This window comes from Streptomyces sp. NPDC047853, assembly GCF_043204535.1.
GTDB lineage: Bacteria > Actinomycetota > Actinomycetes > Streptomycetales > Streptomycetaceae > Streptomyces.
In genome coordinates, this window is sequence record NZ_JBIDCI010000001.1 from 823,559 (window position 1) to 849,629 (window position 26,071).

Annotated in this window: 19 protein-coding genes and 1 pseudogene; 7 read left to right on the forward strand and 13 right to left on the reverse strand. The window is 71.5% G+C overall.

Annotated features, from left to right (window positions below):
* Positions 1-9: 9 nt before the first annotated feature.
* Positions 10-648, forward strand: a complete 639-nt coding sequence (locus tag ACGF5T_RS03850; RefSeq protein ID WP_356604676.1) for a DUF6114 domain-containing protein — start codon at positions 10-12, stop codon at positions 646-648.
* Positions 638-2,038, forward strand: a complete 1,401-nt coding sequence (locus ACGF5T_RS03855; protein ID WP_366766166.1) for a hypothetical protein — start codon at positions 638-640, stop codon at positions 2,036-2,038. The genes ACGF5T_RS03850 and ACGF5T_RS03855 overlap by 11 nt, the downstream gene beginning before the upstream one ends.
* A gap of 112 nt (positions 2,039-2,150) precedes the next feature.
* On the opposite strand, the gene pyk is transcribed toward ACGF5T_RS03855, so the two are convergent.
* The 3 genes from pyk to pta all read right to left on the reverse strand — a co-directional run bounded on the left by pyk (position 2,151) and on the right by pta (position 6,959).
* Positions 2,151-3,581, reverse strand: coding sequence for a pyruvate kinase (pyk, locus tag ACGF5T_RS03860; protein ID WP_356604680.1), 1,431 nt, complete (start codon positions 3,579-3,581; stop codon positions 2,151-2,153).
* A gap of 73 nt (positions 3,582-3,654) precedes the next feature.
* Positions 3,655-4,869: an acetate kinase gene (locus tag ACGF5T_RS03865; RefSeq protein WP_366769145.1), complete on the reverse strand. Its 1,215-nt coding sequence runs from the start codon at positions 4,867-4,869 to the stop codon at positions 3,655-3,657.
* Positions 4,866-6,959, reverse strand: a complete 2,094-nt coding sequence (pta, locus tag ACGF5T_RS03870; RefSeq protein ID WP_361019638.1) for a phosphate acetyltransferase — start codon at positions 6,957-6,959, stop codon at positions 4,866-4,868. Before pta ends, ACGF5T_RS03865 begins: the two co-directional genes overlap by 4 nt.
* A gap of 273 nt (positions 6,960-7,232) precedes the next feature.
* Between pta and ACGF5T_RS03875 the strand changes: the two genes are divergently transcribed.
* Positions 7,233-8,258, forward strand: a complete 1,026-nt coding sequence (locus ACGF5T_RS03875) for an ATP-dependent 6-phosphofructokinase (protein ID WP_356604686.1) — start codon at positions 7,233-7,235, stop codon at positions 8,256-8,258.
* 25 nt (positions 8,259-8,283) lie between these two features.
* Here the strand turns inward: ACGF5T_RS03875 and ACGF5T_RS03880 are convergent, their stop codons facing one another.
* The 6 genes from ACGF5T_RS03880 to ACGF5T_RS03905 all read right to left on the reverse strand — a co-directional run bounded on the left by ACGF5T_RS03880 (position 8,284) and on the right by ACGF5T_RS03905 (position 14,761).
* Positions 8,284-8,997, reverse strand: a complete 714-nt coding sequence (locus ACGF5T_RS03880; RefSeq protein WP_356604688.1) for a helix-turn-helix transcriptional regulator — start codon at positions 8,995-8,997, stop codon at positions 8,284-8,286.
* Between the two features lie 146 nt (positions 8,998-9,143).
* Positions 9,144-9,983 (reverse strand): carbohydrate ABC transporter permease, encoded by an 840-nt coding sequence (locus tag ACGF5T_RS03885; protein ID WP_366769146.1) that lies wholly within the window; start codon positions 9,981-9,983, stop codon positions 9,144-9,146.
* A 1-nt stretch (position 9,984) separates the two neighbouring features.
* Complete coding sequence (locus tag ACGF5T_RS03890; protein WP_356604692.1) at positions 9,985-10,929, reverse strand: sugar ABC transporter permease; 945 nt, start codon at positions 10,927-10,929, stop codon at positions 9,985-9,987.
* On the reverse strand, positions 10,926-12,302 hold the full coding sequence (locus ACGF5T_RS03895; RefSeq protein ID WP_356604694.1) for an extracellular solute-binding protein: 1,377 nt from the start codon (positions 12,300-12,302) through the stop codon (positions 10,926-10,928). The genes ACGF5T_RS03890 and ACGF5T_RS03895 overlap by 4 nt, the downstream gene beginning before the upstream one ends.
* A gap of 102 nt (positions 12,303-12,404) precedes the next feature.
* The gene (locus tag ACGF5T_RS03900; protein WP_356604696.1) at positions 12,405-13,106 is read right to left on the reverse strand and encodes a response regulator; all 702 of its coding nucleotides are present in this window, start codon (positions 13,104-13,106) and stop codon (positions 12,405-12,407) included.
* A complete protein-coding gene (locus ACGF5T_RS03905) occupies positions 13,103-14,761 on the reverse strand; it encodes a sensor histidine kinase (protein WP_361019632.1) in 1,659 nt (552 codons plus the stop codon). Before ACGF5T_RS03905 ends, ACGF5T_RS03900 begins: the two co-directional genes overlap by 4 nt.
* 154 nt (positions 14,762-14,915) lie before the next feature.
* On the opposite strand from ACGF5T_RS03905, the gene ACGF5T_RS03910 reads away from it, so the two are divergent.
* The 4 genes from ACGF5T_RS03910 (at position 14,916) to ACGF5T_RS03925 (ending at position 19,582) form a co-directional block, all read left to right on the forward strand.
* Entirely contained in the window at positions 14,916-16,310 is a 1,395-nt protein-coding gene (locus tag ACGF5T_RS03910; protein WP_356604700.1) for a cation:dicarboxylate symporter family transporter, read from the forward strand.
* A gap of 158 nt (positions 16,311-16,468) precedes the next feature.
* Positions 16,469-16,867, forward strand: a complete 399-nt coding sequence (locus ACGF5T_RS03915; RefSeq protein WP_356604702.1) for a MerR family transcriptional regulator — start codon at positions 16,469-16,471, stop codon at positions 16,865-16,867.
* Positions 16,864-17,193 (forward strand): thioredoxin domain-containing protein, encoded by a 330-nt coding sequence (locus ACGF5T_RS03920; RefSeq protein ID WP_356604704.1) that lies wholly within the window; start codon positions 16,864-16,866, stop codon positions 17,191-17,193. The genes ACGF5T_RS03915 and ACGF5T_RS03920 overlap by 4 nt, the downstream gene beginning before the upstream one ends.
* 136 nt (positions 17,194-17,329) lie before the next feature.
* Entirely contained in the window at positions 17,330-19,582 is a 2,253-nt protein-coding gene (locus ACGF5T_RS03925) for an ATP-dependent DNA helicase (RefSeq protein WP_366769147.1), read from the forward strand.
* 73 nt (positions 19,583-19,655) lie between these two features.
* Here the strand turns inward: ACGF5T_RS03925 and glgB are convergent, their stop codons facing one another.
* The 4 genes and pseudogenes from glgB to ACGF5T_RS03945 all read right to left on the reverse strand — a co-directional run.
* Positions 19,656-22,217 (reverse strand): 1,4-alpha-glucan branching enzyme, encoded by a 2,562-nt coding sequence (glgB, locus tag ACGF5T_RS03930; protein ID WP_366769148.1) that lies wholly within the window; start codon positions 22,215-22,217, stop codon positions 19,656-19,658.
* Positions 22,218-22,269: 52 nt separating this feature from the next.
* A complete protein-coding gene (locus ACGF5T_RS03935; protein ID WP_356604710.1) occupies positions 22,270-23,670 on the reverse strand; it encodes a phosphotransferase in 1,401 nt (466 codons plus the stop codon).
* 99 nt (positions 23,671-23,769) lie between these two features.
* Positions 23,770-25,470 carry a maltose alpha-D-glucosyltransferase gene (gene treS / locus ACGF5T_RS03940; protein WP_391969504.1) on the reverse strand — a complete coding sequence of 567 codons (1,701 nt, stop codon included), beginning with the start codon at positions 25,468-25,470 and terminating at the stop codon, positions 23,770-23,772.
* Positions 25,467-26,071, reverse strand: a pseudogene (locus ACGF5T_RS03945) (alpha-1,4-glucan--maltose-1-phosphate maltosyltransferase); the annotation flags it as partial. The gene treS and the pseudogene ACGF5T_RS03945, both read right to left, overlap by 4 nt.

Consider the following 26,071-nt stretch of genomic DNA (forward strand, 5'->3'; position numbering starts at 1 on the left):
CTGTTTTCCATGAGCGCCGAGACCCCTGCCGCCGAAGGCCAGTTCACCCGCCGAAGGCTGCAGTTCCGCGCCTGGCGAGGCGGGCGGCCGTTCTGGGCCGGCCTGTTCATCGCGCTCGGCGGACTCCCCATCGCCTACTTCCCGTACGCGAACCTCCAGATCGGTCACCTGACGCTGGCGATGGCCACCACCGCGGGCGCCGGGTCCCTGATCATCGGCGTGCTGCTGGTCGTCCTGGGCGTCAGCCTGTGGTTCCAGAAGCACGTACGGGTCTTCGCGGGCGTCGCGGCGATCCTGCTGGCGCTGGTGTCCATCCCGGTCTCCAACCTCGGCGGCTTCCTCATCGGCTTCCTGCTCGCGCTGATCGGCGGGGCCATGGCCGTCTCGTGGGTGCCCGGCGACCCGCCGCAGGCCGAGCCGCCGCTGGAGGGCAGGGGAACGGGCGCCGCGCCCGAGGGCGTGGTCCCCGGGACCGCGGTCCCCGGCACCCACGCGCCCGGCACGCCGGCGTCCGACGCCGCGGTGCCGCAGCCGCGGGACGGAGGGGACGGCGGGAGCCCCACCCAGGCCTTCGCGCCGCTGGGGGCGAACGATCTGTCAGGAACGAGCCCGGCCAACGGGGCGAACGGGAGGCACAGTGCCGGCTGACGAGGTGACCCGCGGGACTGACGTGGAGTCGTCCCGTGTGAGAACCGGGCCGCGCCACGCGGCACCCAAAAAGCCGTTGTTCACGAGGTTCCACGTGCCGGCCGGCAAGGCGATCGCCCTCGCGGCGATGCCCACGGCCGTCCTCATGGGGATGGGGTTCACGCCGACGCTGGCCCTCGCCGACGGCAACGACTCGGCGAAGCCGACCTCCAACAGCCTGACGGCCGACGAGTACAAGGACTGCGTGGCGGCCCTGGAGGACGCCGAGAAGGGCGCGTCCGAGTCGCCCACGCCGTCGCCCTCGGCGACCGACGGGGCGTCCGACGAGGACGAAACGCAGGAGCCGTCCCCCTCGGAGTCCGAGGACTCCGGCGAGGGCAGTGGCACGGACGCGGGCACGGGTGGGTCCTCTTCGCCGGATTCAGGTTCCGACGACGAGGCTGACCCCGCCCCGAGCCCCTCCGCCTCCCAGGAGGCGCAGGAGTCACAGGAGTCGCAGGACAAGGCCCCGCAGAGCGACGCCGCGGAGCCGACGCCCTCCGAGTCCGAGTCCCGCGGCGGTGTGCTGGAGGGGCTCGGCGACGCGATCGAGGGCATCTTCACCGGCGGCAAGAAGGACGAGGAGAGCCCGGGTCCCACGCCGACTCCCTCGGCGTCCGAGGGCGCCGAGGAGGACGCGTCCGGGTCCGCCCAGGAGACGACCGACAAGGTCACCGACACGGCGAAGGACGCCGTGGAGGACCCGGCCGGCGCGGCGTCGGGGGCGGCCGGGGACGCCGGGGACCCGGCCGACAAGGCCACCGAGGAGGCGAAGGAGGCCGTCGAGGAGGCGAAGGAGGCCGAGGACGAGGTCACGGACGAGGCCACCGCCTCGCCCACCCCGAGCGCCTCGGAGAGCACCGGCACGGACCTGGAGGACTGCCCGGTCGCCACGGACGAGGAGGGCGGCGTCGACAACCCGGTGCCGCTGCCCGACGACCCGTGGTACCTCAACGCCAGCTCACTGCTGCTGAAGGGTGCCTCCTACGAGGGGATAGTCGAGGTCAGGACGGCCAACGGCACCACCAAGAAGGTGCTGAAGTACGTCATATCCAACGGCACCGACATCGGCGATCTGCACCAGACGGTCAAGGACGAGCAGGCCGGCAAGACGTACCACGTACAGGCGGCCAAGGGCTCCACGTCCACGATCCGCGACGGCGACACGGTGATGTACACCGAGAGCATCTCGGGCAACCTGCTCGGGCTGATCCCGATCACCTTCGACCCGGAGAACCCGCCGCCGCTGGACATCCCGCTCATCTACTTCACGAAGGTGACGGTCGTCCAGGCCGGTCAGTTCGGGGGCACGCTCCACATCCCGGGGCTGCACCAGTACACGACCGACTGAGCGCGCCCACGAGCCCGTTCGGGAGCCGCACAACGCCTGAGGGCGCCCCCTGCACGCAGGGGGCGCCCTCAGGCGTTGTGCGGAGGCCGTGTGAGCCGGCCGGACCGGACCGTCAGTCGCGGCGGGTCTCGCCCAGGTGGAGCACGCGGACCATGTTGGTGGTGCCGGGGACGCCGGGGGGCGAGCCGGCGGTGATCACGACGACGTCGCCGTCGTTGAACCGGCCGAGCCGGGCCGTCTCCTGGTCCACCAGGTCGACCATCTCGTCGGTGGTGTTCACGAACGGCACCACGTGCGGCTCCACGCCCCAGCTGAGCGCCAGCTGGTTGCGGGTCGACTCGTCGGTGGTGAAGGCGAGGATGGGCTGCGCGGCGCGGTAGCGGGACAGCCGGCGGGCGGTGTCGCCGGACTGGGTGAAGGCCACCAGGCCCTTGCCGCCCAGGAAGTCGGCGATCTCGGCGGCGGCACGGGCCACCGAACCGCCCTGCGTGCGCGGCTTCTTGCCCGGCACGAGCGGCTGGAGGCCCTTGGAGAGCAGCTCCTGCTCGGCGGCGGAGACGATCTTCGACATGGTCTTGACGGTCTCGATCGGGTACGCGCCCACGCTGGACTCGGCGGACAGCATGACCGCGTCCGCGCCGTCCAGGATCGCGTTGGCCACGTCGGAGGCCTCGGCGCGGGTCGGCCGCGAGTTGGTGATCATCGACTCCATCATCTGGGTCGCCACGATCACCGGCTTGGCGTTGCGGCGGCACAGCTCGATGAGGCGCTTCTGCACCATCGGGACCTTCTCGAGCGGGTACTCGACGGCCAGGTCGCCGCGGGCCACCATGACGGCGTCGAAGGCCGCGACGACGTCCTCCATGTTCTCCACCGCCTGCGGCTTCTCCACCTTGGCGATGACGGGGACCCGGCGGCCCTCCTCGTCCATCACACGGTGGACGTCGGCCACGTCCTTGGCGTCCCGGACGAAGGAGAGGGCGACCAGGTCGCAGCCCATCCGCAGGGCGAACCGCAGGTCCTCGACGTCCTTCTCGGACAGCGCGGGGACGTTGACCGCGGCGCCGGGCAGGTTGATGCCCTTGTGGTCCGAGATGACGCCGCCCTCGATGACGATCGTCTTCACTCGGGGGCCCACGACCTCGGTGACCTTCAGCTCGACGTTGCCGTCGTTGATGAGCACCTGGTCGCCCTTGGTGACGTCACCGGGCAGGCCCTTGTACGTGGTGCCGCAGATCGTCCGGTCGCCCGGCACGTCCTCGGTGGTGATGGTGAACTCGTCACCGCGCACCAGCTCGACGGGGCCCTCCGCGAAGGTCTCCAGGCGGATCTTCGGGCCCTGGAGGTCGGCGAGGACACCGATGGCCCGGCCGGTCTCCTTGGCGGCGGCCCGGACACGGTCGTAACGGCCCTGGTGCTCCGCGTGGGTGCCGTGGCTGAAGTTGAAGCGGGCCACGTTCATGCCGGCTTCGATCAGCGAGACGAGCTGCTCGTGGGAGTCGACCGCGGGGCCGAGAGTACAGACGATTTTCGAACGGCGCATGGGGCGATCCTATCGGTTTGTTTCGCTGCGGAATATTCCGTCTGGCGGAAAATACAAAAGGGCGGGATGCCGCTCAGGTGAGATTCCCCGAACCATTTACCAGCGCGTAGGTTTGTGTCGCGATCTCCATTTCCTCGTCGGTGGGCACCACGGCGACCGCGACCCGGGCGTCCGGGGGTGAGATCAGCCGCGCGCCGTCGCCGCGTACGGCGTTCAGCTCGCCGTCGACCGCCAGCCCGAGCCCCTCCAGGCCCGCCACGGCGGCCTCCCGCACCGGCGCCGCGTTCTCCCCGACCCCGGCCGTGAAAGCCACCGCGTCCACCCGCCCGAGAACGGCGTAATAGGCGCCGATGTACTTCTTCAGCCGGTGAATGTAGATGTCGAAGGCCAGTCGGGCCCGCTCGTCGCCGGCATCCACCCGGCGGCGGATCTCCCGCATGTCGTTGTCGCCGCACAGCCCGATCAGACCGCTCCTCTTGTTCAGGAGAGTGTCGATCTCGTCGGCGGACATTTCACCAACACGCATCAAATGGAAGATGACGGCCGGGTCCATGTCTCCCGAGCGCGTACCCATCACGAGCCCCTCCAAGGGCGTCAGCCCCATGGAGGTGTCCACGCACCGGCCGCCGCGCACGGCCGAGGCGGAGGCCCCGTTGCCCAGGTGGAGCACGATGACGTTCACGTCCTCGGGGGACCTGCCCAGCAGCTTCGCGGTCTCCCGGGACACGTAGGCGTGCGAGGTGCCGTGGAAGCCGTAGCGGCGGATGCGGTGCCGGTCGGCGGTCTCCGCGTCGATGGCGTAGCGGGCCGCGGACTCCGGCATCGTCGTGTGGAAGGCGGTGTCGAAGACGGCGACCTGGGGCAGGTCCGGGCGCAGCGCCTGGGCGGTGCGGATGCCGGTGAGGTTGGCCGGGTTGTGCAGCGGGGCCACCGGGATGAGCCGCTCGATCTCGGCGAGCACGGCGTCGTCGACCACGGTCGGCTCGGTGAAGTGCTTGCCGCCGTGCACCACCCGGTGCCCGATCGCGGCCAGCTCCGGCGAGTCCACGCCGAGGCCGTCCTTGGCCAGCTCCGCCGCCACCGCCTTCAGCGCGGCCTCGTGGTCGGGGACGGCCCCGTCGCGCTCACGGGCCGCACCGCCTGCCGGCGTGTGCCGGAGCAGCGAGGTCTCCTCGCCGATCCGCTCGACGAGGCCCACGGCGAGCCGCTCGCCGCCCGGCATGTCGAGGAGCTGGTACTTCACCGACGAGGAGCCGGAGTTGAGGACGAGGACACGGCTGGGACTCACTGGGCGGACGCCTTCTCGGTGGGGGACTGCTGGGCCTGGATCGCCGTGATGGCGACGGTGTTCACGATGTCCTGGACGAGCGCGCCCCGGGACAGGTCGTTGACCGGCTTGCGCAGGCCCTGGAGGACCGGGCCGACGGCGATGGCGCCGGCCGAGCGCTGCACGGCCTTGTACGTGTTGTTGCCGGTGTTCAGGTCGGGGAAGATCAGCACGCTGGCCTGCCCGGCGACCTCCGAGCCCGGCAGTTTGGTCGCGGCGACCGACGGCTCCACGGCGGCGTCGTACTGGATCGGCCCCTCGACGCGCAGGTCGGGCCGGCCCGCGCGGACCAGCTCCGTCGCCTCGCGGACCTTGTCGACGTCCGCGCCGGAACCGGACGTGCCCGTCGAGTAGGACAGCATCGCGATCCGCGGGTCCACCCCGAACCGCGCCGCCGTGGCCGCCGACTGCGTGGCGATGTCGGCGAGCTGCTCGGCGTTCGGGTCCGGGTTGACCGCGCAGTCGCCGTAGACGAGGACCTTGTCGGCCAGGCACATGAAGAAGACCGAGGAGACGATCGAGGCGTCCGGCTTCGTCTTGATGATCTCGAAGGCCGGGCGGATGGTCGCCGCCGTCGAGTGCACCGAGCCCGACACCATGCCGTCGGCGAGCCCCTCCTGCACCATCAGCGTGCCGAAGTAGTTCACGTCGGAGACCACGTCGTACGCCAGCTCCACGGTCACGCCCTTGTGGGCGCGCAGGGCGGCGTACTTCTCGGCGAAGGAGTCCCGCAGCTCGGAGACGGCCGGGTCGATCAGCTGGGCGCCGTCGAGGTCGATGCCGAGGTCGGCGGCCTTCTTGCGGATCTGCTCGACGGGGCCGAGCAGCGTCAGCTCGCACACGCCCCGGCGCAGCAGCACCTCCGCCGCGTGCAGCACGCGTTCCTCGGTGCCCTCGGGCAGGACGACCCGGCGCAGGTCGGAGCGGGCCTGCTCCAGCAGCTTGTGCTCGAACATCATCGGCGTGACGCGGTCGCTGCTGGGGGCGGAGACCCGCCGGCTCAGCTCGGCGGTGTCGACGTACCGCTCGAAGAGGCCGAGGGCGGTCTCCGCCTTGCGCGGGGTGGCCGCGTTGAGCTTGCCCTCCAGGGAGAAGAGCTGTTCGGCGGTGGGGAAGCTGTTGCCGGTCACCGAGAGGACCGGCGTGCCGGGCGCGAGGCGGGCGGCGAGGGTGAGGATGCCCTCGCCCGGGACCTCGTTCAGGGTGAGCAGGACGCCCGCTATCGGCGGGGTGCCGGCGCTGTGCGCGGCGAGCGTGCCGATCACCAGGTCGGCCCGGTCGCCGGGGGTGATGACCAGGCAGCCCGGGGTGAGCGCGGCCAGCAGGTTGGGCAGCATGGCCCCGCCGAAGACGAAGTCCAGCGCGTCGCGGGCGAGCCCCGAGTCGTCGCCGAGGACCACCCGGGCCCCGAGGGCGTGGGCGATCTGCGAGACGGTGGGCGCGGACAGGGCGGGCTCGTCCGGCACCACCCAGCACGGCACCGGCAGCCGGCCCGCGAGCCGCTCGGCGATCTCGTCCCGGTCCTCGCGGGCCACCCGGTTGGTCACCATGGCCAGGACGTCGCAGCCCAGGCCGTCGTAGGCGCGGAAGGCGTTGACCGTCTCGGCGAGCACCGACTCGGCGGTCTGCTTGCGGCCGCCCACCACCGGGATCACCGAGGCGCCGAACTCGTTGGCGAGGCGGGCGTTGAGGGACAGCTCGTCCGGGAACTGGGTGTCGGCGTAGTCGGTGCCGAGGACGAGGACCACGTCGTAGTCGCGGGCGACCAGGAGGAACCGGTCGACCAGCGCGGACACCAGCTCGTCCGTGCCCTGCTCGGCCTGGAGCGCGGAGGCCTCCTGGTAGTCCATGCCGTAGACGGTCGAGGAGTCCTGCGTGAGCCGGTAGCGGGAACGCAGCAGCTCGAAGAGCCGGTCCGGCCCGTCGTGGACCAGGGGACGGAAGACGCCGACCCGGTCGACCTGCCGGGTCAGCAGCTCCATCACCCCCAGTTCGACGACCTGGCGGCCGTCGCCGCGGTCGATACCGGTCACGTACACGCTGCGCGTCACGCGTGCTCTCCGTTTCGTCGGTGGCGGCTGGTTCGTCCGGTGGCGGCCGGTCCGTGCACAAGAATCGCAAAAATCGCCCACCGGGGTGAGCGGACCCTCTTGACAATACCTCCGGCGATGGATAAGGCGCCCGTCAGTGTCCAGCCATGCCCGACCACGCTCGGCCATGCTCGTCCAGGGTCCACCGGGGTTCGCCCGTGCCCGTCAGCGGCCCGGCCGTGAAACAATTGGATCGGCTCACCGGTGTCAACAGCGAGCAGGAGACACAGCACGATGCGTATCGGAGTTCTCACCGCAGGCGGCGACTGCCCCGGCCTGAACGCAGTGATCCGGTCGGTCGTGCACCGAGCGGTCGACAACTACGGCGACGAGGTCATCGGCTTCGAGGACGGCTACGCGGGCCTCCTCGACGGCCGCTACCGCGCCCTCGACCTCAACGCGGTCAGCGGCATCCTCGCCCGCGGCGGCACCATCCTCGGCTCCTCCCGCCTGGAGCGCGACCGGCTCCGCGAGGCCTGCGAGAACGCGGGCGACATGATCCAGAGCTTCGGTATCGACGCGCTGATCCCGATCGGCGGCGAGGGCACCCTGACGGCCGCCCGGATGCTGTCCGACGCGGGCCTCCCGGTGGTCGGCGTGCCGAAGACCATCGACAACGACATCTCCTCCACGGACCGCACCTTCGGCTTCGACACCGCGGTGGGGGTGGCCACGGAGGCGATGGACCGCCTGAAGACCACCGCCGAGTCCCACCAGCGCGTGATGGTCGTCGAGGTCATGGGCCGGCACGCCGGCTGGATCGCCCTGGAGTCCGGCATGGCCGCCGGCGCCCACGGCATCTGCCTGCCCGAGCGCCCCTTCGACCCCGCCGACCTGGTCAAGATGGTCGAGGAGCGGTTCGCCCGCGGCAAGAAGTTCGCCGTCGTGTGCGTCGCCGAGGGCGCCCACCCCGTCGACGGCTCCATGGACTACGGCAAGGGCGCGATCGACAAGTTCGGCCACGAGCGCTTCCAAGGCATCGGCACGGCCCTCGCGTACGAGCTGGAGCGCAGGCTGGGCAAGGAGGCCAAGCCGGTCATCCTCGGCCACATCCAGCGCGGCGGCGTGCCGACCGCCTACGACCGGGTGCTCGCCACCCGCTTCGGCTGGCACGCGGTGGAGGCCGCGCACCAGGGCGAGTTCGGCCGCATGACCGCACTGCGCGGCACGGACGTCGTCATGGTGCCCCTGGCGGAGGCCGTGACCGAGCTGAAGACGGTGCCGAAGGACCGGATGGACGAGGCGGAGTCGGTCTTCTAGACGCGGGCGTGGACGCACGGGCGGCCTACGGGTGCTTCTCGACGGCCGCCCAGAAGTGCTCCACGATCCGGTCGAGGAAGTCGCGTCCGGCCGCGCTGGAGTCCCCGCTGCCGCCGCCCCAGCTGAGGGTGGCGGCCATGTGCCCCTGGTAGTCCTGGTGCAGCACCTGGAGGACGTTCTCCAGTACGCGCCGGTCCAGCGGTGCCAGCTTGGCGACCGGCCGGACATAGGCCTGCCAGCGGGTCGACACGGCGCTCGACAGCAGCTCGGCGAGCTTCTCCTCGCGTCCCGTGACGGCCACGAAGTCGGGCAGTGCGAGGCCGAGCACGTCGGCGAGCGCGGCGGACTGCCGGTCGGTGCCGCGCCAGTCGTCCGTCTCCTCCATCCGCAGGTAGGCGGGGAGCGCGACACCGACGGCACGCGCGACGTCCTCCGGCGCCACCCCGCGGGCGATGCGGTGTTCCCGCAGGGTCTGCGGGCGGCCGATCAGATCACCGGGCGAGCACCACAGCACCCCGGCGAGGGCGGTGAGCTCGGAGGCCGCGGGGGCGGCGGTCCCCCGCTCCCAGGCGACGACCAGGTCCGGAGTGACGTAGGGCAGCCCGTACGACACCCGCATGCCGTGGGCGACGTGCTCGGGTCCCATGTTGAGGGCGGCGCGGAGCCGGCGGGCGGCGAGGGCGTTGAACGGGGGACCCGACTGGTTCGGGTGAGGTGAGGGTCGGCGCACGGCCCACACCGTAGGGGGCCGGGGAGGGCTTGACTACGGGGTGTTCGGCCAGCGATACGGATTGTAGGAACCTACGGGCACCATTCGGGCGTAGTGCGGATGTTCGGGGGTGCCCGCGGAGCCCATCCGGCCTCCGCGGCTGCCGACCGCCCGGCTCACCCCTTGACCGCCCCGCCCAGCGCGAACCCGCCGCCCAGCCGCCGGGAGATCAGCACGTAGAGCAGGACGACCGGCGTCGAGTAGACGATCGAGAACGCGGCCAGCTGCCCGTACGCCACCATGCCCCGGTTGCCGAAGAAGTCGTTGATGCTCACCGAGGCGGGCATCTGGTCCGGGGTGAGCAGCAGCATGAACGGGACGAAGAAGTTCCCCCACATCATCACGAACGAGAACACCGTGACCACCGCCACCCCAGGCCCCATCAGCGGCAGCACGATCCGCAGCAGCGACTGGAACGACGACGCCCCGTCCGTCCACGCGGCCTCCTCCAGTTCCTTCGGCACCCCGTCCATGAAGTTCTTCATGAGCCAGATCGCGAAGGGCAGCTGCGAGGCGGCGAAGAAGAGGATCGCCCCCTGCATGGTGTCGATCAGGTTCACCCGCACGAACAGCGCGTAGACCGGCACCATGATCGCCGTGATGGGGAGGCTGGTCGCGAACAGCACGGTGAGCAGGAACGGCCGGTTCAGCCGCGACCGGAAGCGGGAGAGCGGGTACGCCGCCAGCGCCGCGCACACCACCGTCAGCAGCGTCGCCCCGCCGCACAGGAGCAGGCTGTTGAGCAGCGGCGTGAAGGTGATCTCCGGGGTGAGGATCGCGTCGAAGTTCTCCAGCGTGACCCCGTCGGGGACCTTGACCCGCAGACTCGCGTGCGGGTCGAGGGCGGAGAGCACCACCCAGGCCAGCGGCAGTACGAAGGCCGCGGCGACCACCAGCAGCCCGGCGTCGGCGGCCGTACGGCGCCGGTCGCGCCGGGAGGCGGGCGAGGTTGCCATGTCAGACCTCCGTCCGCAGCAGGCGCAGGTACACGACCGAGAACAGGGAGCCGATCAGCAGCAGCAGCAGCGCCACCGCCGTGCCGTACCCGATCAGGCTGTTCTGGAAGGCCTGCTCGTACATGAACAGCGGCAGCGTCTGGCTCTTGCCGCTCGGGCCGCCGCGCGTCATCACCCAGATCAGCCCGAACACGGAGAGGGTCTGGAGGGTGTTCAGCATCAGGTTGGTGCCGATGGAGCGGCGGATCATCGGCAGCGTGATGTGCCACATCCGCCGCCAGCCGCTCGCCCCGTCCACCTCGGCGGCCTCGGTGACCTCCTTCGGGATCTCGTTCAGCGCGGCCGAGTACACCAGCATCGAGAAGGCCGTGCCCCGCCACACGTTGGCGAACGACACCGCCAGGATCGGCAGCGTGAACAGCCAGTTCTGGGAGGGCAGGTGGAGCCAGTCCAGGAGGGCGTTGAGCGTGCCCTCGCGCCGGAAGAAGGCGTAGAGCAGGAACCCCGCCACCACCTCCGGCAGCACCCACGCCGTGACGACGATGCCGCCGGTGAGCGTGCGCACCGGCTTCGAGGCCCGCTGCATCAGCGCGGCCAGCGCCAGCCCCAGGGTGTTCTGCCCGATCAGCGACGACAGCACCGTGAACACCAGCGTCAGCCATACCGCGTTGAGGAACGCCTCGTCCTTGAAGGCGCGGGTGAAGTTGTCGAAGCCGACGAAGGACTCCCGGGCCTGCCCGGTGAGCTGGAGGTCGGTGAAGGCGATGACGACGCAGTAGACGATCGGGCCGGCGAGGAAGAGCAGGAGCAGGACGAGGGCGGGGGAGACGGGCAGGGCCCGGAAGAGGGAACGGCGGAGGGTGCCGGTCCGCGCACCGGAGGCGGCCGGGGGAGCCGGGGTCTTGCCGACCCCCGGCCCGGCGTGCTGCGGCGCGGTCGCCGTCACCTGCTCACCACCTGGTTGTCGGTCGCCTCCTTGAGCGCCTCGTCGTAGTCGCGCGCCGCCTCCTGCACCGTCTTGTCACCGGTCGTCACGCCCTCCATGGCCTCCTGGATGGCGACGGAGACCTTCGGGTACGCCGGGTAGGCGGGCCGGTAGTGGGTGTCGGCGACGAGGTCGGTGAAGAACTTGATGCCGGGCTGGGCCGCGACGTAGGCGGGGTCGTTCGCGACGTCCTCGCGGACCGCGATGCCCGAGTTGGCGATGTACCACTTCTGGGCGTTGGCCTTGGTCTGCATGGTCTTGACGAACTCGAAGGCCAGGTCGGGGTTGCCCGCCTTGGCCGGGATCGACCAAGTCCAGCCGCCGGACATGCTGACCCTGCCGGGCGCCTGGCCGTTCTGGGTCGGCATCGCGGCCAGCCCCAGCTCCTTCGACCAGTCCGGCCACTCGTGCCCGCTGCCCTCCAGCCAGTCCTGCGGCAGCCAGGAGCCGTCGAGCGCGATGCCGAGCTTGCCCTGCGGCAGCAGCTCACCGCGCACCTTGGTGCCGAAGTTGGGGTCGAGCGCGTCGGAGACCTCGGGGCCGAGCTTCTCCTTGTACACCGTCTCGACGAAGGCGAGGGAGTCCTCGAACCCCTGCCCCGCCGTGATCCACTTCTTGCCGCTCTTGTCGTAGAGCGGGTCGGAGCCGCCGTCCCCCGTGCCGTACAGCAGCATCTCGAAGCCCTGCATGGTGGCGGCCTCGCCGGCGGGCTTGCCGGTGTAGACGTTGAGCGGTGTGACGCCGGGGACCTTCTCCTTGATGGTGCGGGCGGCGGCGAGGACCTCGTCCCAGGTCTTCGGCTGCCAGTCGGCGGGCAGTCCGGCCTCGGCGAACACGTCCTTGCTGAACCACAGGCCGCGCGTGTCGGTGCCGTCCGGCACGCCGTACGTCTTGCCGTCCTCGCCCTTGGCCGCCGCCTTCGCGGTGTCGATGAACCGGTCCCAGTCCTTCCACTCGGCCAGGTAGTCGTCGAGCGGTTTCAGGTACCCGCTGGTGATGTCGGAGTTGATGAGGAAGGTGTCCTCGTAGACCAGGTCCGGGGCGGTCTTGGGGGAGCGGAGCATCTGCTGGAGCTTGGTGTAGTACTCCGAGTCCGGGGCCTTGATGGGGACGAGCTCGACCTTCTTGCCCGGGTGGGCCTTCTCGAACTGCTTCTTGATGTCACCGAGATAGGTGTCCATCACCTTGATGGAGTTGTCCGTGGACTGCTTGAAGGAGACCTTCACCGTGTCCGGGTCGTCACCTGATCCGCTGCCGCAGGCGGCGAGGGCGGTGGAGGCGAGGGCGGTCAGGGTGAACAGGGCGGTGAACCGGACGGTGGGACGCACGGGCATGACCTCCTACGGGCGCACGACGCTGTGGCCGGGACGGCTGCTCGGCGAACGTAAGAGGAGTGGTCTAGTCAGGTCAATGCGTGTGCGGTGGACAACTCGTGTTCATCGCCCCCGCTCGGCCTCGCTGACCCACCGGTACACCAACTCCGGTCGCCCCACCTGCCCGTAGAGCGGGCTGCGTCCCGCCCGGCCCGCGTCCACCAGGTGCTCCAGGTAGCGCCGGGCGGTGATGCGGGAGATGCCCACCGCCTCGCCGACCCCGGCCGCCGTGAGGCCCTCGGCCGCGCCGCGCAGCGTGCTCGTGACCCGTTCCAGGGTCGGGCCGCTGAGCCCCTTGGGCAGGGCCGCGGGGCCGGGGGCGCGCAGGGTGGCCAGGGCGCGGTCCACCTCGTCCTGGCCGCTCGCCTCGCCCGCGGCGGCCCGGAACTCCGCGTACCGCACCAGCCGGTCCCGCAGCGTGGCGAAGGTGAACGGCTTCAGCACGTACTGGACGACGCCCAGCGACACGCCCTCCCGCACGACCGTCAGGTCCCGCGCCGAGGTCACCGCGATCACGTCGGCGTGGTGCCCGGCCGCCCGCAGCGAGCGGGCCAGCTGGAGGCCGTGCGCGTCCGGCAGGTGCAGGTCGAGCAGGAGCAGGTCCACCGGCGTACGGTCCAGCATCCGCCGGGCCTCCGCGCCGGTGTGCGCCTTGCCCACGGCCGTGAATCCCGGGACCCGGCCGACGTACATCACGTGCGCGTCGGCGGCGACGGGGTCGTCCTCGACGACCAGGACCCGGATGGGCTCCCCGGCGGTGCTCATACGGCACCCCCGGCGCCCGGTCTGCCCGCCGCGGCGGCCGGCGGCGCGCCGTCGCCCAGCGGCAGCCGGGCCTCGAAGCGGGCACCGCCGCCCTCGGCCCCCGTCACGGTCAGCGTGCCGCCGTGCCGCTGGACCGCCTGCCGCACCAGCGCCAGCCCCAGGCCCCGCCCGCCCTCGTCGGCCGGCTTCGTCGAGTAACCCCGCTGGAAGACCAGGTCGGCATGGGCGGGATCGACCCCGGTGCCGGTGTCCGACACCCGCAGCACCAGCTCGGAGCCGTCGGCTCCGGAACCCTCCGTGTACGCCGCCACCGTCACCCGCGACGGCACCGCGCCCTGGGCCGCGTCCACCGCGTTGTCGACCAGGTTGCCCAGGATCGTCACCAGGTCCCGGGCGGGCAGGGACGGCGGCAGCAGCCCGTCGTCCAGTCGGCTCTCCTGCGACACCACCAGCTCCACTCCCCGCTCGTTCGCCTGTGCCGTCTTGCCCAGCAGCAGCGCGGCCAGCACCGGCTCGCTCACCGCGGCCACCACCTGGTCGGTCAGCGCCTGCGCCAGCTCCAGCTCGGCCGTCGCGAAGTCCACGGCCTCCTCCGCGCGCCCCAGCTCGATCAGCGAGACCACGGTGTGCAGCCGGTTGGCCGCCTCGTGGGCCTGCGAGCGCAGCGCCTGGGTGAAGCCGCGCTCGGAGTCCAGCTCGCCGGTCAGCGACTGGAGCTCGGTCACGTCGCGCAGCGTCACCACCGTGCCCCGGTGCTCGCCGCCGGAGACGGGCGAGGTGTTGACCACCAGCACCCGCGCGGCCGTCAGGTGCACCTCGTCCACCCTGGGCTCCGACGCCAGCAGCGCCCCCGTCAGCTGCGTCGGCAGCCCCAGGTCGGCGACCGAGGCGCCCACCACCTCACCGGACACGCCGAGCAGCTCCCGTCCGCCGTCGTTGATCAGCGCCACCCGGTGCCGCCCGTCCAGCATCAGCAGACCTTCCCGCACCGCGTGCAGTGCCGCCTGATGGTAGTCGTGCATCCGGCTCAGCTCGTCCGCGTTCATGCCGTGGGTGTGCCGGCGCAGCCGCGCGTTGATCACGTACGTGCCGACCGCGCCGAGCAGCAGCGCGCCGGCCGCCACCGCGAGCAGGGCGGTCAGCTGCTCCTGCGCGCGCTTGCTGATCTCCTCGACCTTGATGCCGGCGCTGACCAGGCCGGCCACCCGCCCGTCGTCGTCGACGGGCGCGACCGCCCGCACCGACGGTCCCAGGGTGCCGGTGTAGGTCTCGGTGAGGGTCTCGCCCCGCTGGGCGCGCTCGATGTGCCCGCGGAAGGGGAGTCCGATCTGCCCGGGGTCGGGGTGGGTCCAGCGGATGCCGTCCGGGTCCATGATCGTCACGAAGTCGACGTCCGTGTCCCGCATGACCCGCACCGCGTACGGCTGGAGCCGCGCCGTCGGGTCCGGGGTGCGGATCGCGTCCAGCACGGACGGCGAGTCGGCGATCGCCAGCGCCACCGACCTGGCCTGCCGCCCGGCCGCCTCCTCGGCCTGCTGCCGGTCGCCGACGTAGGTGAACAGCGCGTACCCGGCCACCACGACCGCTATCAGCACCGCCTGCATGGCGAAGAGCTGACCGGCCAGGCTACGGGGTCCGGGAACGGGGAGGCGCATGCCGCCAGTCTCCCCCTTGGATGATCGGTGAACTAAATGAACGCAAGGGTGACCGCGCTCACAGGCCGGGAGATAGTCACCGCGTCCCCGAAACAAACCCCCGGACGTGAGCCGCACGCCGGTGATGCCGACGACGTCGTCAAGGAGGGCCGCCGTGACCAGCGAAGCCGCTACGGCACCTGCCGCACCCAAAGCCAAGCGCGACCGCACGCACTATCTCTACATCGCCGTGATCATCGCGGTCGCCCTCGGTATCGCCGTCGGTCTCGCCGCCCCCGACTTCGCGACCGAGCTGAAGCCGCTGGGCACCGGCTTCGTGAACCTGATCAAGATGATGATCTCGCCGATCATCTTCTGCACGATCGTGCTGGGCATCGGCTCGGTCCGCAAGGCCGCCAAGGTCGGCGCGGTCGGCGGCATCGCGCTGGCCTACTTCCTGGTGATGTCGCTGGTGGCCCTCGCCATCGGCCTGCTCGTCGGCAACATCCTGGACCCGGGCACGGGTCTCGCGGTCACCGACGCCATCAAGGAGACCGGCCAGGCGCAGGTCGACGCGGAGGCCAAGGGGACCACCGAGTTCCTGCTGGGCGTCATCCCGACGACCATCGTCTCCGCGTTCACCTCCGGCGAGGTGCTGCAGACCCTGCTGATCGCGCTGCTCTGCGGCTTCGCCCTGCAGGCCATGGGGTCGGCCGGGCAGCCCGTCCTGCGCGGCATCGAGCACATCCAGCGGCTGGTCTTCCGCGTCCTGGCCATGATCATGTGGGCCGCGCCGATCGGTGCCTTCGGCGCCATCGCCGCCGTCACCGGTTCGGCCGGCGTCGACGCGCTCAAGAGCCTGGCCGTGCTGATGCTCGGCTTCTACGTCACCTGCTTCCTCTTCGTCTTCCTGGTGCTGGGCGCGCTGCTGCGCTTCATCGCGGGCGTCAACGTCTTCTCGCTCTTCAAGTACCTGGGCCGCGAGTTCCTGCTGATCCTGTCCACCTCCTCCTCGGAGTCGGCGCTGCCGCGCCTGATCGCCAAGATGGAGCACCTGGGGGTCAGCAAGCCGGTGGTCGGCATCACCGTCCCGACCGGCTACTCCTTCAACCTCGACGGCACCATGATCTACATGACCATGGCCTCGCTGTTCATCGCCGACGCCATGGGCACCCCGATGTCCATCGGCGAGCAGATCCCGCTGCTGCTCTTCCTGCTGGTCGCCTCCAAGGGCGCGGCCGGTGTCTCCGGCGCCGGGCTCGCCACGCTGGCTGGCGGCCTCCAGTCGCACAAGCCCGCCCTGGTGGACGGCATCGGCCTGATCGTCGGCATCGACCGCTTCATGAGCGAGGCCCGCGCCCTCACCAACTTCGCGGGCAACGCCGTCGCCACCGTGCTGATCGGCACCTGGACCAAGGAGATCGACCGGGAGCGGGTGGACGAGGTGCTCGCCGGACGGGCCCCGTTCGACGAGAAGACGCTGCTGGACGACCACGGCGTCGCCGAGGACCCCGAGGACGGCGCGGACCTGCCCGGGCAGGGCGGCGAGAAGGAGCTGGCCAAGGCCTGAATCGGCCGGCGCGACATCCGCACACTCCGGGCGGCCGAGGTGCTCCCCCCGTTGCTCGGCCGCCCGGTCCCCGAAACCCCGCGCCTTCCGGCGCGGGGTTTCCCCTTGGCGCCGGGCTTCTTGCCTTGACGTCCGCGTCAGGGCTTACGTTCGTCCGCATGCGAATCGGCGAGCTGGCCGCACGGGCCGGGACCACGACGCGGACGCTGCGGTACTACGAGTCGCGCGGCCTGCTGCCCGCGCGGCGCGCCGGCAACGGCTACCGGACGTACGACGAGGACGACCTGAAGCTGCTGCGGCAGATCAGGACGCTCCAGGACTTCGGGTTCGACCTGGAGGAGACCCGCCCCTTCGTGGAGTGCCTGCGCGCCGGGCACCCCGAGGGCGACTCCTGCCCGGCCTCCCTCGTGGTCTACCGGCGCAAGCTGGCGGAGCTGGACGCCCTGATCGGGCAGCTGTCGTCGGTCCGGGCGCAGGTCGGCGCACAGCTGGCGCGGGCCGAGGCGGCGGTTCCGGGGGGTCCGGAGCCGAAGTGCGAGCTGGGAGGGCACACATGACAGGCGACGGGGTGGCCGAGGTGACGGACGCCGGGTTCGGTACGGAGGTACTGGGCAGCGAACTGCCGGTGCTGGTGGAGTTCACCGCCGACTGGTGCCCGCCGTGCCGACAGATGGCCCCGGTGCTCAGGGCCCTGGCCGCGGAGCAGGGTGAGCGGCTCCGGGTGGTGCAGGTGAACGTCGACCGGAACCCGACGACCACGAACGCGTACAAGGTGCTCTCGATGCCGACCTTCATCGTCTTCCGCGACGGTGAGCCGGTGAAGTCGATGGTGGGCTCGCGGCCCAAGCGGCGGCTGCTGGAGGAGCTGTCCGACGTGATCTGACCCGTCCCGATACGAAGAAATCCCCCGGCAATTGCGCCCGGGGGATTTCTTTGCGTATATTCGTTGATTCGTGACTTCAGGAGAATGAGGTCACGAAGAAGTTCAGTGAGCACAGTATATCCGGGCGGGAGTGGAATTGTCAAACACCGAATTTCCGGACGATGAATTGCGGCAGGAGCAGGAATTCATCGACGGACTCTACGCACGCGTGGACGCCCTGCGCGGCGACACCGAGGACTCGGTCACGGACGCGCTCGCGCGGGGCAACACGCCCATGCAGGCCCGGCTGGAGCGGGACATCCTGGTCGCCGAGCGCTCGGGGCTGCTCGCCGCGCTCAACGCGGTGGACGGCTCCCTGTGCTTCGGCCGGATCGACCTCGCTTCCGGCGCCGCCCACCGCATCGGCCGCATCGGTCTGCGCGCCGACGACGCCGAACGCACCCCGGTCCTGATCGACTGGCGGGCCGACGTCGCCCGCCCCTTCTACCTGGCCACCGGCCACACCCCGATGGGCCTGCGCCGCCGCCGTCACATCGCGAGCGAGGGCCGCCGGGTCACCGCCCTGCACGACGAGATCCTCGACCTCGGCGACGAGACCCGCACCGGCCACGAGGACCCGTCCGGGGACGCCGTGCTGCTCGCCGCGCTGAACTCCGCGCGCACCGGCCGCATGGGCGACATCGTGCAGACCATCCAGGCCGACCAGGACCGCATCATCCGCGCCCCGCACCGCGGTGTCCTGGTCGTCGAGGGCGGCCCCGGCACCGGGAAGACAGCCGTCGCCCTGCACCGCGCCGCCTACCTCCTCTACGAGCACCGCGAGCTGCTCGCCAAGCGCGCCGTCCTGATCGTCGGCCCGAACCCGGCCTTCCTCGGCTACATCGGCGAGGTACTGCCCTCCCTGGGCGAGACCGGCGTGCTCCTCGCCACCGTCGGCGAGCTGTTCCCCGGCGTGAGGGCCACGGCGACGGACACCCCGCGGGCGGCGGCGGTGAAGGGCCGCGCCGACATGGCGGACGTCCTCGCCGAGGTGGTCCGCGACCGGCAGGCGCTGCCCGACCCGGTGATCGCGATCGAGCACGACCGCGAGATCCTCATGCTCGACGACGACCTGGTCAACGTCGCCCGCGAGCGCACCCGCGCGGCGAAGCTGCCGCACAACGCGGCCCGCGAGCACTTCGAGGGCCACATCCTCAACACTCTCACCGACATGGTCGCCGAACGCATCGGCACCGACCCCTACGACGGCACCAACCTCCTCGACCCCAGCGACATCACCCAGATCCGCGACGAACTCGCCGAGAACCCCGAGGTCTGGTCGGCGATCGACCGGCTGTGGCCCCGGATCACCCCGCGGCGCCTGGTCGCCGACTTCCTCGCCGCTCCCGAGGCCTTCCTCGCCGCCGAGGACGCCGCCGCCGTCCGCCGTCCGGTCACCCGGCGCTGGACCGTGGCCGACGTCCCCCTGCTGGACGAGGCGGCCGAACTGCTCGGCGTGGACGACCGCGTCGCCCGCTCCCGCGCCGAACGCGAGCGGGAGCGGCAGATCGCCTACGCGCAGGGCGTGCTGGACGTGTCGTACGCGTCCCGGACCTACGAGTTCGAGGACAAGGACGAGGAGGACGCGGAGGTGCTGTCGGCGCACGACATCATCGACGCCGAGCGGTTCGCCGAACGCCAGGAGGAGGAGGACCACCGCAGCGCCGCCGAGCGGGCCGCGGCCGACCGCACCTGGGCCTTCGGGCACATCATCGTCGACGAGGCGCAGGAGCTGTCCCCGATGGCCTGGCGGCTGCTGATGCGCCGCTGCCCGACCCGCTCGATGACCCTGGTCGGCGACCCGGCGCAGACCGCGGAGGCGGCCGGTGTCGGCTCCTGGTCGAAGATCCTCGCGCCGTACGTCGAGGACCGCTGGGAGCACACCCGGCTGGGCGTCAACTACCGCACCCCGGCCGAGATCATGGACGTGGCGGCGGCCGTCGTCCGCGCAGACGACCCCGCCTTCACACCGCCCAGCTCGGTGCGCTCGACGGGGGCACGGCCCTGGATCCGGGCCACCGGCGACCTCCCGGCCGCCGTCGCCGAGGCCGCCCGGGAGCTGGCCCCCGAGGAGGGCCGCCTCGCCGTCATCGCCCCGCGCGAGCTGCACCGGGCGCTCGCGGCCCGGCTGGACGGCGTGACGGCGGACGCCGAGCCGGACCTGACCCACGGTGTCGTCCTCCTGGATCCGCGCCAGTCCAAGGGCCTGGAGTTCGACTCCGTCCTGGTGGTCGAGCCCGGCCGCTACGGCACGAGCGACCTGTACGTCGCCCTCACCCGGGCCACCCAGCGGCTCGGCGTCCTGCACACCGAACCGCTGCCGAAGGGCCTGGTGGACACGGCCGGTTAGCCGGGGACAGGGCGCCCCGCGGTACGAGGACCACGGACCCCCGGTCGCCGTCGGGCGGCCGGGGAGCGGGCCGTCAGGCCGGGCGCAGCCAGACCGTCGCCAGGGGCGGCAGGGTCAGCCGGATGCTCGCCGGCCGGCCGTGCCACCCCTGCGGCTCCGGCTTGACCGGGTCCGGGTTGCCCACGTCCCCGCCGCCGTACCGCGCCGCGTCGGTGTTGAGCACCTCGTGCCAGGCGGGGATGTCGTCGGGGACGCCGAGGCGGTACTCCGGGCGGACCACCGGGGCGAAGTTCGACACCGAGAGCAGCGGGGCGCCGTCGGCGTCCAGCCGCAGGAACGCCAGGACGTTGTCCTCGGCGGCGTCCCCGACGACCCACGCGAAGCCGGAGGGATGGGTGTCGCGCTGCCACAGCGCGGGCGTGTCCCGGTAGACGGCGTTCAGGTCGCGGACCAGGTCCAGCACCCCCCGGTGGTCCGCCGCCGCCCCGTACTGCGGGTCGAGCAGCCACCAGTCCGGGCCGCGCGCCTCGGACCACTCCGCGCCCTGGGCGAACTCCTGCCCCATGAAGAGCAGCTGCTTGCCGGGGTGGGCCCACATGTAGCCCAGGTACGCCCGCTCGCTCGCGCGCTGCTGCCACCAGTCGCCCGGCATCTTCGACACCAGCGACTTCTTGCCGTGCACCACCTCGTCGTGGGATATCGGCAGCACGTAGTTCTCGCTGTAGGCGTACACCATCGAGAAGGTCATCTCGCCGTGGTGGTACTTGCGGTGCACCGGCTCGTGGCTCATGTACTCCAGCGAGTCGTGCATCCAGCCCATGTTCCACTTCAGCCCGAAACCGAGCCCGCCGAAACCGCTCGGCCCCTCGTGGTGGGTGGCCCGGGTGACGCCGTCCCAGGCCGTCGACTCCTCCGCGACGGTCACGACGCCGGGCACCCGCCGGTACACCGTCGCGTTCATCTCCTGGAGGAAGGCCACCGCGTCCAGGTTCTCCCGCCCGCCGTGCTCGTTCGGCGTCCACTGGCCCGGCTCGCGCGAGTAGTCCAGGTAGAGCATCGAGGCGACCGCGTCGACCCGCAGCCCGTCGATGTGGAACTCCTCGCACCAGTACACCGCGTTGGCGACCAGGAAGTTGCGCACCTCGCGCCGCCCGAAGTCGAACTCCAGCGTCCCCCAGTCGGGGTGCGCGGCCCGCAGCGGGTCGGAGTGCTCGTACAGCGGGCGCCCGTCGAACTCGGCCAGCGCCCAGTCGTCGCGCGGGAAGTGCGCGGGCACCCAGTCCATCAGGACGCCGATGCCGGCCCGGTGCAGCCGGTCGACCAGGTACTTGAAGTCGTCGGGGTCGCCGAGCCGGGCCGTGGGCGCGTAGAAGCCGGTGACCTGGTAGCCCCAGGAGCCGCCGAAGGGGTGCTCGGCGACCGGCATCAGCTCGACGTGGGTGAAGCCCAGGTCCGCGACGTAGGCCGGCAGCTGCTCCGCCAGCTCGCGGTAGGTGAGGCCGGGGCGCCAGGAGGGCAGGTGGACCTCGTACACCGACATCGGCGCCTCGTGCGCGGGGGCCTGGGCGCGACGGGCCAGCCACGCGTCGTCCTCCCACGTGTACTCCGAGACGTGCACGACGGAGGAGGTGGCCGGCGGAACCTCCGTGCGCCGGGCCATCGGGTCGGCGCGGAAGGTGCGCGAGCCGTCGGGCCGGGTGATCTCGAACTTGTACAGCTCTCCCGCGCCGATCCCGGGCAGGAACAGCTCCCAGACCCCGGTGCCGCCCAGCGACCGCATGGGGTGGCCGGTGCCGTCCCAGAAGTTGAAGCCGCCGGCCACCCGGACCCCGCGCGCGTTCGGCGCCCACACCGTGAAGCGGGTGCCCGCGACGCCCTCGTGGGTCGCCGGACGCGCGCCGAGCGCCTGCCACAGCTGCTCGTGGCGCCCCTCGCCGATCAGGTGCAGGTCCAGGTCGCCCAGCGTGGGCAGGAAACGGTACGGGTCCTCGACCTCCTGGTCGGTGTCCCCGTAGGTCACCAGGAGCCGGTAGACCGGTACCTCGCCGAGCGGCAGCAGGGCCGAGAAGAAGCCGCCCCCGTCGTCGTGCAGCCCGACCCGCAGCTCCCCGGACAGGACGGTCACCGCCCGCGCGTACGGCCGGAACGCCCGGAAGGCGACACCGCCGGGCACCCGGTGGGCGCCGAGCACGGAGTGGGGGTCGTGGTGCGTGCCGGCGAGCAGCCGCTCCCGGTCGGCGGCGTCCAGCACGGGGGAGACGGCGACCTCGGCCGGTACCGCCTCCTTCGCGCTCCTCCGGGCGGCCCTGCCCTCCGCGGGCGCCTTCTTCGCGGCGCCCTTCTTCCCTCCCGCCCCGCCGGCCGCCTTCCCGGCCGCCGTCCGCTTCGCGGCGGGCGGCTGCCCGGCCGTCTTCTTGACGGTCGCCTTCCTGGCCGTGGCCTTCTCGGCTGTGGCTTTCTCGGCCGCCGTCTTCTTGGCCGCGGCCTTCTTCGCGACCGCCTTCTCGGCCGTCGCCTTCTTCGGGGTCGTCCCCCGGGCCACCGCCTTCCGAGGCGGCGCCGCCTGCTGCGCGGCGCTCTTCTCCTCGGCCGTCTTCTTCGGGTCGGGACCGCTGGACGAGGGGCGGGGGGTCACGGGCGGGGCCTCCTGGGCGAAGTGGGATCAGGAAGGGGGGCGGGCAGCGGCGTCACGCCGGTTCGGGCGTGGACAGGCGTCGCACCGCGGACATCGGCACCGCCAGCCACTCGGGGCGGTGGCGTGCCTCGTACAGCACCTCGTAGACCGCCTTGTCCGTCTCGTGGGCGCGCAGCATCACCGGGTCGGTGCGCGGGTCGACGCCGGCGGCCTCCGCGTACCCGGTGCAGAACGCGGCCCGGCAGCTGTCGGCCCAGCCGGGCACGGGCGCGTCGGCCGAGTGCGCGGCGTAGTCGAAGGAACGCAGCATCCCGGCGACGTCCCGCACCGGCGGCTGCGGCATCCGGCGTTCGGCCAGGGGTTTCGCGGGCTCCCCCTCGAAGTCGATCAGCGACCACCGGCCGGAGGGCGAGCGCAGGCACTGACCGAGGTGCAGGTCACCGTGGACGCGCTGGGCGGTCCAGGTGCGGCCCTCGGCGGCCAGGTCGTCCAGCGCGGTGAAGGCGGTGCGCAGCGCGGGCGCGTAGGGCCGCAGCAGGGGCACCGCACGGGCGGCCTCCTCCAGCCGTCCGGTCATGCCCTCGGCGAGCTGCCGCATCTGGCCGTGACCGAGGGTGACGGTCGGCAGGGCGCGGGCCAGCGCGCCGTGCACCTCGGCGGTGGCTCGGCCGAGCGCCCGCGCCTCCGCGGCGAAGTCCTCGCCCTTGGCCAGTTCGCGCAGGGCCAGCTCCCAGCCGTCGCTCGCGCCCTGTACGTACGGCTGGAGGACGCCCAGCACCCAGGGCCGGCCGGCCAGGTCGGCCACCATCCAGCCGGCCGGTGCCGGCACCCGGTCGCAGCCCGCCCGGGCGAGCGCCAGCGGCAGCTCCAGGTCGGGGTTGACGCCGGGCACGATCCGGCGGAGCAGCTTGAGAATGAACGTATCTCCATACACGACCGACGAGTTGGACTGCTCGGCGGTCATCAGTCGCGGCACCAGGCCGCCGCGTATCTCCTGGTCCCGGTCCCGCTCGAAACGGAGCCCGCCGATGCGGGCCTGGGTGCGCAGCGCCTCCAGGAGCATCTCGGCGGGCCTGGTGTCGTGGAGGGCGTCGTAGACGGTGCGGCCGGCCAGCGGGCCCTCGGTGACGTGTCCGATCAGCGCGGGCGCCAGCCGGGGCGGCAGCGCCTCGCGCGCGCCTATGAGGAGCTGGTAGCAGTCCCCGGGCTCCTCGGGCGCGCCGGAACCCGCGGCGAGCTGCTGATGGGCACGGACCAGCACGTGGTGGAGCCCGAGGCGGGCGTCGGCCGGCAGCAGCTCGGTGGCGGCGACCAGCGAGAACCCGGTGACCGGGCGCCCCTTGCCCGCGAACCAGCGCTGCCGTGGCAGCCAGTCCCGCAGGAGTGGATCGAGTGACGCAAGGAGGCCTGGCGGGCTCGTGCTCGTGACGGTGCGTGTGACGGCTTCCGACATGGCGTCGCGTCCTTTCCCCGGGTCGACGGGGTGTTACTGATGCGTGCCCCGGGCGGGGCGGCAGAAACCGCCCCGCGCCGGGGTGAGGGGCCCTGAGGCCTAGACGGCGTCCTTGCGGAGCCGGAACCAGTAGAAGCCGTGCCCGCCGAGGGTCAGCAGGTACGGCAGCTCGCCGACCGCCGGAAAGCGGACCCCGCCGAACAGCTCGACCGGGTGGCGTCCCTCGAAGGCGCTCAGGTCCAGCTCGGTGGGCTGTGCGAACCGGGAGAAGTTGTGCACGCACAGCACCAGGTCGTCCTCGTACTCCCGCAGGAAGGCCAGCACCGCGGGGTTGGAGGAGGGCAGCTCCGTGTACGAACCGAGACCGAAGGCCACGTTCTGCTTGCGGATCTCGATCATGCGGCGGGTCCAGTGCAGCAGGGAGGACGGCGAGGCCATGGAGGCCTCGACGTTCGTCACCTGGTAGCCGTAGACCGGGTCCATGATCGTGGGCAGGAAGAGGCGCCCGGGGTCGGACGAGGAGAAGCCCGCGTTGCGGTCCGGCGTCCACTGCATCGGGGTGCGGACCGCGTCGCGGTCACCGAGCCAGATGTTGTCGCCCATGCCGATCTCGTCCCCGTAGTAGAGGATCGGCGAGCCGGGCAGGGAGAGCAGCAGCGCGGTGAACAGCTCGATCTGGTCGCGGTCGTTGTCCAGGAGCGGGGCGAGCCGCCGGCGGATGCCGATGTTGGCGCGCATGCGCGGGTCCTTGGCGTACTCCGCGTACATGTAGTCGCGCTCCTCGTCGGTGACCATCTCCAGGGTCAGCTCGTCGTGGTTGCGCAGGAAGATGCCCCACTGGCAGTTGGAGGGGATGGCCGGGGTCTTGGCGAGGATCTCGGAGACCGGGTAGCGCGACTCGCGGCGCACAGCCATGAAGATGCGGGGCATGACCGGGAAGTGGAAGGCCATGTGGCACTCGTCGCCGCCGGAGGAGAAGTCGCCGAAGTAGTCGACCACGTCCTCCGGCCACTGGTTGGCCTCCGCCAGCACCACCGTGTCCGGGTACTGCGCGTCGATCTCCTTGCGCACCCGCTTCAGGAACTCGTGGGTGCGCGGGAGGTTCTCGCAGTTGGTGCCCTCCTCCTGGTACAGGTACGGCACCGCGTCCAGCCGGAACCCGTCGATCCCGAGGTCCAGCCAGAACTTCAGAGCGGAGATCATCTCCTCCTGCACGGCCGGGTTCTCGTAGTTCAGGTCCGGCTGGTGGGAGAAGAAGCGGTGCCAGAAGTACTGCTTGCGCACCGGGTCGTAGGTCCAGTTGGACGCCTCGGTGTCGACGAAGATGATCCGCGCGTCCTGGTACTGCTTGTCGTCGTCGGCCCAGACGTAGTAGTCGCCGTAGGGGCCGTCGGGGTCCTTGCGGGACTCCTGGAACCACGGGTGCTGGTCGCTGGTGTGGTTCATGACGAAGTCGATGATCACGCGCATGCCGCGCTGGTGGGCGGCGTCCACGAACTCGACGAAGTCGGCCAGGTCGCCGAACTCGGGCAGGACGGCGGTGTAGTCGGAGACGTCGTAACCGCCGTCACGGAGCGGTGACTTGAAGAAGGGCGGCAGCCAGAGGCAGTCCACCCCGAGCCACTGGAGGTAGTCCAGCTTGGCGGTGAGGCCCTTGAGGTCGCCGACGCCGTCGCCGTTGCTGTCCTGGAAGGAGCGGACGAGGACCTCGTAGAAGACGGCTCGTTTGAACCAGTCCGGGTCCCGGTCCTTGGCGGGTGTGTCCTCGAAGGTGTCCGGCACGGGCTCGTTGACGATCATGTGGTGGGTGACCCTCCGATCTGCGGGTGGGACGGTCGCAGAACCGTGCAGACGTGCGCGGGCGAACGGCCCGGCTCCAGGCGCACATAGTTGGCCCTGCCCCAGTGGTAGGTCTCGCCGGTGAGCTCGTCGCGCACCGGCACCGACTCGTGCCAGTCCAGGCCGAGTTGCGGCATGTCCAACGAGACCGTCGCCTCCTGGGTGTGGTGGGGGTCGAGGTTGGCGACCACCAGAACCGTGTTCGACCCCTGCCGCTTCGAGTAGGCGATCACCTCCTCCTTGTCCGTGGCGTGGAAGTGCAGATCGCGCAGTTGCCGAAGGGCCGGGTTCTGGCGCCGGATGGTGTTGAGCTTGGTGAGGAGGGGGGCGATGGTGCGGCCCTCGCGTTCGGCGGCGGCCCAGTCGCGGGGTGTGAGCTGGTACTTCTCGCTGTCGAGGTATTCCTCGGAGCCTTCGCGCAGGGGGGTGTTCTCGCAGAGTTCGTAGCCGCTGTAGATGCCCCAGGTGGGGGAGAGGGTGGCGGCCAGGACGGCGCGGACCTCGAAGGCGGGGCGGCCGCCGTGCTGGAGGTAGGCGTGCAGGATGTCGGGGGTGTTGGCGA